The sequence below is a fragment of the Pinirhizobacter sp. genome, assembly GCF_035317885.1.
GTDB lineage: Bacteria > Pseudomonadota > Gammaproteobacteria > Xanthomonadales > Rhodanobacteraceae > Pinirhizobacter.
On record NZ_DATHFX010000018.1, the window covers coordinates 1 to 6,193 of the forward strand.

Annotated in this window: 8 protein-coding genes; all 8 read left to right on the plus strand. The window is 66.4% G+C overall.

Annotated features, from left to right (window positions below; genetic code table 11):
• Positions 1-87 precede the first annotated feature (87 nt).
• The 8 genes from VK519_RS00505 (at position 88) to VK519_RS00540 (ending at position 6,110) form a co-directional block, all read left to right on the plus strand.
• Positions 88-966, plus strand: a complete 879-nt coding sequence (locus VK519_RS00505) for a CheR family methyltransferase (protein ID WP_324346622.1) — start codon at positions 88-90, stop codon at positions 964-966.
• Positions 963-1,622 (plus strand): chemoreceptor glutamine deamidase CheD, encoded by a 660-nt coding sequence (gene cheD, locus VK519_RS00510; protein WP_324346624.1) that lies wholly within the window; start codon positions 963-965, stop codon positions 1,620-1,622. Before VK519_RS00505 ends, cheD begins: the two co-directional genes overlap by 4 nt.
• 68 nt (positions 1,623-1,690) lie before the next feature.
• The gene (gene cheB, locus VK519_RS00515) at positions 1,691-2,794 is read left to right on the plus strand and encodes a protein-glutamate methylesterase/protein-glutamine glutaminase (protein ID WP_324346626.1); all 1,104 of its coding nucleotides are present in this window, start codon (positions 1,691-1,693) and stop codon (positions 2,792-2,794) included.
• A 17-nt stretch (positions 2,795-2,811) separates the two neighbouring features.
• A complete protein-coding gene (locus VK519_RS00520) occupies positions 2,812-3,984 on the plus strand; it encodes a methyl-accepting chemotaxis protein (RefSeq protein ID WP_324346628.1) in 1,173 nt (390 codons plus the stop codon).
• A gap of 16 nt (positions 3,985-4,000) precedes the next feature.
• Positions 4,001-4,306, plus strand: a complete 306-nt coding sequence (locus tag VK519_RS00525) for an STAS domain-containing protein (RefSeq protein WP_250625344.1) — start codon at positions 4,001-4,003, stop codon at positions 4,304-4,306.
• 70 nt (positions 4,307-4,376) lie between these two features.
• Entirely contained in the window at positions 4,377-5,354 is a 978-nt protein-coding gene (gene moaA / locus VK519_RS00530; RefSeq protein ID WP_324346632.1) for a GTP 3',8-cyclase MoaA, read from the plus strand.
• Between the two features lie 21 nt (positions 5,355-5,375).
• Positions 5,376-5,624: a MoaD/ThiS family protein gene (locus VK519_RS00535; RefSeq protein WP_324346634.1), complete on the plus strand. Its 249-nt coding sequence runs from the start codon at positions 5,376-5,378 to the stop codon at positions 5,622-5,624.
• A 3-nt stretch (positions 5,625-5,627) separates the two neighbouring features.
• Positions 5,628-6,110, plus strand: coding sequence for a molybdenum cofactor biosynthesis protein MoaE (locus VK519_RS00540; protein ID WP_324346636.1), 483 nt, complete (start codon positions 5,628-5,630; stop codon positions 6,108-6,110).
• The last annotated feature ends 83 nt before the right edge of the window (positions 6,111-6,193 follow it).

Below are 6,193 nucleotides of genomic sequence, written 5' to 3' on the forward strand. Positions count from 1 at the left end.
ATCCTGGAAGCGGTACGCCAGTCGCAGCCGGCCCGCGCAACGCGCGCGGCCGAGACGGCCGACAGCGGCGCCTGGAAGGAATTCTAAGTGAGCGCCCGGCCCGTGGATGACGGCGATCCCGCCGCGCTCCCGGGCGTGGGCGGCCCGATGCTGGGCGATGCCGAGTTCGAGTTCCTGCGCCAGTTCGTGCTCACCCATTGCGGCATCAGCCTGGGTGACCACAAGCGCCAGCTGGTGCAGGGCCGCCTGTTGCGCCGCCTGCGCGCGCTCAAGCTCGATGGCTTCGCCGCATATTGCCAGCTGCTGCGTTCGGATCCCGATGCGGAAATGGGCGAACTGGCCAGCGCGATCAGCACCAACGTCACCTCATTCTTCCGCGAGGTGCATCACTACGACTTCATTGCCAACGAACTGCTGCCCCGTTGGCTGAAGGAAAAGCGCCACGGCCGCCTGCGCATCTGGTCGGCCGGCTGTTCCACCGGCGAGGAACCCTACGCCATGGCCATGGTGCTGGCCGAGGCGCTGGAAAAATCCGACAGCCACATCGACGCGAAGATCCTTGCCACGGACCTTTCACCGCAGGCCCTGCGCACCGCGCGGGAGGGCGTGTACCCGATCGATCGCCTGGCGGGGGTCGATGAAGCGCGCCGCCAGCGCTGGTTCCAGCGCGGCGAGGGCAGTTACGCCGGGCTCGCCCGGGTGCACCCGCGGCTGCGCGAACTGGTGACGATACTCCCGCTGAACCTCTTGCATGAGTGGCCGATGCAGCATCCCTTCGATGCGATCTTCTGCCGCAACGTGGTGATCTATTTCGACAAGCCGACCAAGCAGCGGTTGTTCGCGCGCTATGCGCAGCAGCTGGTGGACGGCGGTTACCTTTTCCTCGGGCATTCCGAATCCATGTACGGCCTCTGCGAGGACTTCGACCTGGTGGGACGCACCATCTACCGGAAGCGCACCGCATGACCTCCGTGCCCCTTGCGCCGCCTCGCACGTTCGTCGGTTTCGACCCGCAACGGGTACTGCCCGGCTTCGAGCACGTGCGGCGGTTCTGGGACCCGGCGCAGGACTGCGTGACGGTGAAGATCCTGCCCGGTGAGTTCTATGTCAGCGCCCAGCAGGAGATGGTGTCCACCGTGCTCGGTTCGTGTGTCTCCGCCTGCGTGCGCGACAAGCGCCGCGGGATCGGCGGCATGAACCATTTCATGCTGCCCGAGCCCACGGGCCCGCGCGATGGCTGGACGGCTACCGTGAGCCGCGGCGCCCGCTACGGCAACGACGCCATGGAACAGCTGATCAATGCCATCCTGCGGGCCGGTGGCCAGCGCCAGGACCTGGAAGTGAAGATCTTCGGCGGCGCCCGCGTGCTTGCCGCGATGACCGACATCGGCCAGCGCAACATCGATTTCGTCCGCAAGTACGTGGCGGCCGAGGGCCTGGAGCTGTGCGCCTCGGACCTGGGCGACGTCTATCCCCGCCAGGTGCAGTTTTTCCCCCATTCGGGGAAAGCCCGGGTCCGGCACCTGCGGGCGGTCCACGACACCACCCTGGTGGAGCGCGAGCGGCGCTACCTCAAGCGTTTGGCCAACGATCCGATAAAGGGGGAAGTGGAGCTTTTCTGAAGCTCCCTTCGCCAGGGCAATTCTTAAGCTGCAACAGGCACAGGCACAGGCACAGGCACCGGTAACCCATGCAAAAAGTCCGCGTCCTCATCGTCGACGACTCCGCCCTGGTGCGGCAGTTGCTGACGACCATGCTCTCCTCCGATCCCGCGATCGAGGTGGTGGGCGTGGCTGCCGATCCGTTGATCGCGCGCGAGAAGATCAAGGCGCTCTCGCCGGACGTCCTCACGCTGGACGTGGAAATGCCGCGCATGGACGGCCTGACCTTCCTCGAGAACCTCATGCGGCTGCGGCCGATGCCCGTGGTCATGGTGTCCAGCCTCACCACCGCCGGAGCTGATGTCACCCTGCGCGCGCTGGAACTGGGCGCTGTGGATTTCTTCGCCAAGCCCGACAGCGACCTGGCCAACAACCTGCCCGAGAATACCCTGGCGATCTGCCAGAAGGTCCGCCTGGCAGCCGCATCACGGCCGAAGGCCCGTTCCGTGGACGTGGCCAGGCTCGAAGTGCCGCCGCGCTTGAGCGCCGATGCGGTATTGCCGATGACCCAGGCAGCCGGTAGCCGCGGTGGCCAGCGGATCGTTGCCATCGGTGCATCCACCGGCGGTACCGAGGCGATCCGCGTAGTGCTGGAGGCGATGCCGCCCGATGCGCCGCCCATCGTCATCGCCCAGCATATTCCCGCGGCGTTCTCAGGTCCCTTCGCCGAACGCATGGACAAGTGCTCGGCCATGCGCGTGGTGGAAGCCCGCGATGGCCAGCCGGTGCAGCCGGGCCACGCGTACATCGCGCCAGGCAGCCACCACCTGCTGGTGGTGTGGAACGGTGCGAGCTATGTCTGCCGCCTGCACGATGGCCCGCCGGTGAACCGGCACAAGCCAAGTGTCGATGTGTTGTTCCGCTCGGTGGCCGCCAGTATCGGCGCCGCCGCCATCGGCGTGCTGCTGACCGGCATGGGCGACGACGGTGCCCGTGGCCTGGGCGAGCTGCGCCAGGGCGGCGCGCCTACCCTGGTGCAGGACGAGGCATCCTCGGTGGTCTGGGGCATGCCCGGTGCCGCCTTCAAGGCGGGCGCCGCCGATCAGGTCCTGCCACTGGACCAGATCGCCTCGCGGGTACTGGCGCTATCCCATCTTCCCATTGCCGCCGCGCCCACGCGCGTGGCGAGCTGAACTGCAAAGGCAACATCATGGACGTCAATCATTCCCGCGACAGGCTGGTCGGCCTTGTCATCAGCGCCCTGGCCATGGTGGCCGTGCTGGCCTTCCACGGCGCCTGGGTGGCGCCGCTGGCGGTCGCCGTGCTTGCCGGCTGCTGGATCGTGCTGTTCCACCGCCGTGGTGCTGCCGTAGCGGTAGTGGAAACCTCGTCCAACGACCCGGTTGCCGTGCGCGAGGCCATGGAAGAAGTACGCAGCGCCATCGTCGACGAATTGGGCCACGCCAGCCGTGAGCTGCACCAGGCGCTGGACCTGCTGCGCGACGCAGTGGCGGAACTGGGCGGCGGCTTCGACGGTCTTTCCCGCAAGACCGGTATGCAGCAGGCGCTGTTGCGCCAGATCATCGAGGCCTCGGGCAAGGGGATTTCAGTACAGGACTTCGCCGCCCACACGGGCGACCTGCTCGAGCACTTCGTCGGCCTGATCGTGCAGCTGTCGCGCGAGAGCCTGCGCATCGTCTACCGCATCGACGGCATGAGCCGCGAGATGGACGCCGTCTTCGCGCTGCTGAAGAACGTCAACACGATCGCCGAGGAAACCAACCTGCTGGCGCTCAACGCCGCCATCGAGGCTGCACGCGCCGGTGAGTCCGGCCGCGGCTTTGCCGTGGTAGCCGGCGAGATCCGCAACCTCGCCCAGCATTCGAACCAGTTCAACGAGAAGATCGGCACCCACGTGGAGCGTTCGCGCAAGTCCATGGAACAGCTGCGCGAGCTGGTCGGCGCCATGGCCTCGCAGGACATGAGCGTGGCCCTGGCGGCCAAGGGTGGCATCGACGGCATGATGGTGCACCTGACCGAGAGCGATGCGCGCGCCAATGCCGCCGCCGACGAGGCGGCCACCATCAACCGCGGCCTGGGCGCCGACGTATCGACCACCATCCGCTCGCTGCAGTTCGAAGACATCCTGAGCCAGTTGCTGCACCAGACGCGCACGCGCCTGGTGGAACTGCAGGAGATCACCGCCGACTGCACCCGTGACATCGAGGAGCTCGCTTGCGCGTCCACCGATGCCTCTGAACTTGGCGCCCGTGCCCAGAAGATGCGCGCACGCCTGGCCGAACAGCGTGAGAAGGCCCGACTTCGCTCGCGTGGCCCGGCGCTGCAGACCTCGATGAGCGCCGGCGACATCGACCTGTTCTAGACATTAGGAGAACCCCATGTCGCTCGACGTCCACCACGATCCGGAACACAACTGCCTCACCCTGCACCTGGGCGAGCGCTTCGATTTCTCCATGCACCGTGCCTTCCACGATGCGTGCCTGGCCGAGGGCAGCAGCGCACGCAGCTACGTGGTGGACCTGGGCGAAGTGGGTACCATGGATTCCTCGGCCCTGGGGATGCTGATGCTGCTGCGCGAACATGCCGGCGGCGACCAGGCGGAGATCCGCATCGTCAATGCCAGCTCGGACCTGCGCAACACCCTGCGCATCGCCGGCTTCGACCGGCTGTTTACCGTACACTGACCCCTTAAACGGGGGCGTCATCCCGTGGCGATCATGTCGCCGTGACCGAAGTTGTGCGTTAATAAGCGCGATGAACGCCCAGCTGCCCGACCAACACGGCCGCATCAAGCGCAAGTTGCGGATTTCCCTGACGGATCGCTGCAACTTCCGCTGCACCTATTGCATGCCTGAACACCCGGCGTGGCTGCCCAGGGCGCAACTTCTGTCCGGGCCAGAATTGCTGCGGCTGGCGGGGCTGTTCGTCGATGAGGGTATTACCCAGATCCGCCTTACCGGCGGCGAGCCCTTGCTGCGGCCGGACCTGCTGACCGTGGTTGATCAATTGCAGGGCCTGAAATCCCGCGGACTGAAGCGGATTTCCATGACCACCAACGCCTCGCGCATGGCGCCGGTGGCGTGGCGCCTGGTCCAGGCCGGCATCGACGATTTCAATGTCAGCCTGGATGCCATCGATGGCGATACGTTCGCGCGCATGACCGGCCGCGGCATCGCGCCGGTGTTGAAGGGCATCGAGGCACTGCAGGACGCCGGCGCCCCGGTGAAAATCAACGCCGTGGTGGTGCGCGGGCAGAACGAACACCAGGTGCTGCCCCTGCTTGAGTGGTGCATGCAGCGTGGCTTGTCCCTGCGTTACATCGAGTACATGCCGCTGGACGCACCCGGCCACTGGCAGCGCGAGAACGTGGTGGGCGAGGACGATATCCTTGCCGCCATCGGCACAGCCCATACAGTGGAAAAACTCCCGCGCGGGCCAGACCCCGCAAGCCCCTACCGGGTGGACGGCCATTTCCCCATGGGCATCATTTCAACCGTGACGCACCCATTCTGTGCATCGTGCGACCGGTTGCGCATCACCGCCACCGGCGAGCTCTATACCTGCCTGTTCTCCAGGTCCGGTACCCCGCTTGGCGTGCGCATGCGCGCAGGCGATGACGACCTTGAGATCGTCCGCCTGCTTCGCCGCGCGGTATGGAACAAGGAACCCGGCTACGCGTCGGCGCCAGGGCCGGTGGAGCGGCCCGTGCTGATGCATGCGATGGGTGGCTGACGAACGCAACATGGAACACGCATGACTGCCGTGACCTTCGAATTCTTCGCTAATATGGCCCGCCTGGCGGGCACGTCCGAGATGTCCGTGGAGGCGGGCGACGCCGTCACGGTGGGCGACGCCATTGCGGCGCTTGACGCCTTGCGCCCGGACCTGGCCGGTACCGTGGATGCCTGCGCCTGCGTCAGCGGCGATGCCATCGTGCGCCGCCGCGATCCATTGCCGGCCGATCGGCGCATCGCCCTGTTACCGCCCGTGGCGGGAGGCTAGGCCATGGCTTTCCTTTCCCACCAGCCGCTGTCCATCGACGCCCTGCTGGAACTGGGTGACCACCCTGAATGTGGCGGCCTGGCCCTGTTCGTCGGCACCGTGCGCGACGAACACCTGGGCCGCAAGGTCACTGGCCTCACCTATACCGCGCACGAAGCCGTGGCTGCGCGCCTGATCGGCGAGATTGAACAGCGCACGCGGGAAAAATTCGGCGTGCCTTACTGCCGCATCCAGCACCGGTTGGGAAAGCTTGCCATCGGCGACCTGGCGATCGCCTGCGTAGTACGCGCGCCGCACCGCGCCGAGGCGTTCGAGGCGTGCCGGTGGGCCGTGGATGCCGTCAAGCACGGGGTGCCGGTCTGGAAGGAAGAATTTTATGCCGATGGCAGCAGCGCCTTCGTCGAGGGGTGTTGCATCCGCGACGATTTCGACGACGACCCTGCGCACCGCCATGGGCATCCTCACGAGGATTTGAAAACAGCATGAAAGACGTCGGCATGAAGCCCGATTCGCTGCGCTCGGCGCAGGCGACCGCTACGCTGCATGCACCCGCGCACTGCATCGAGTTG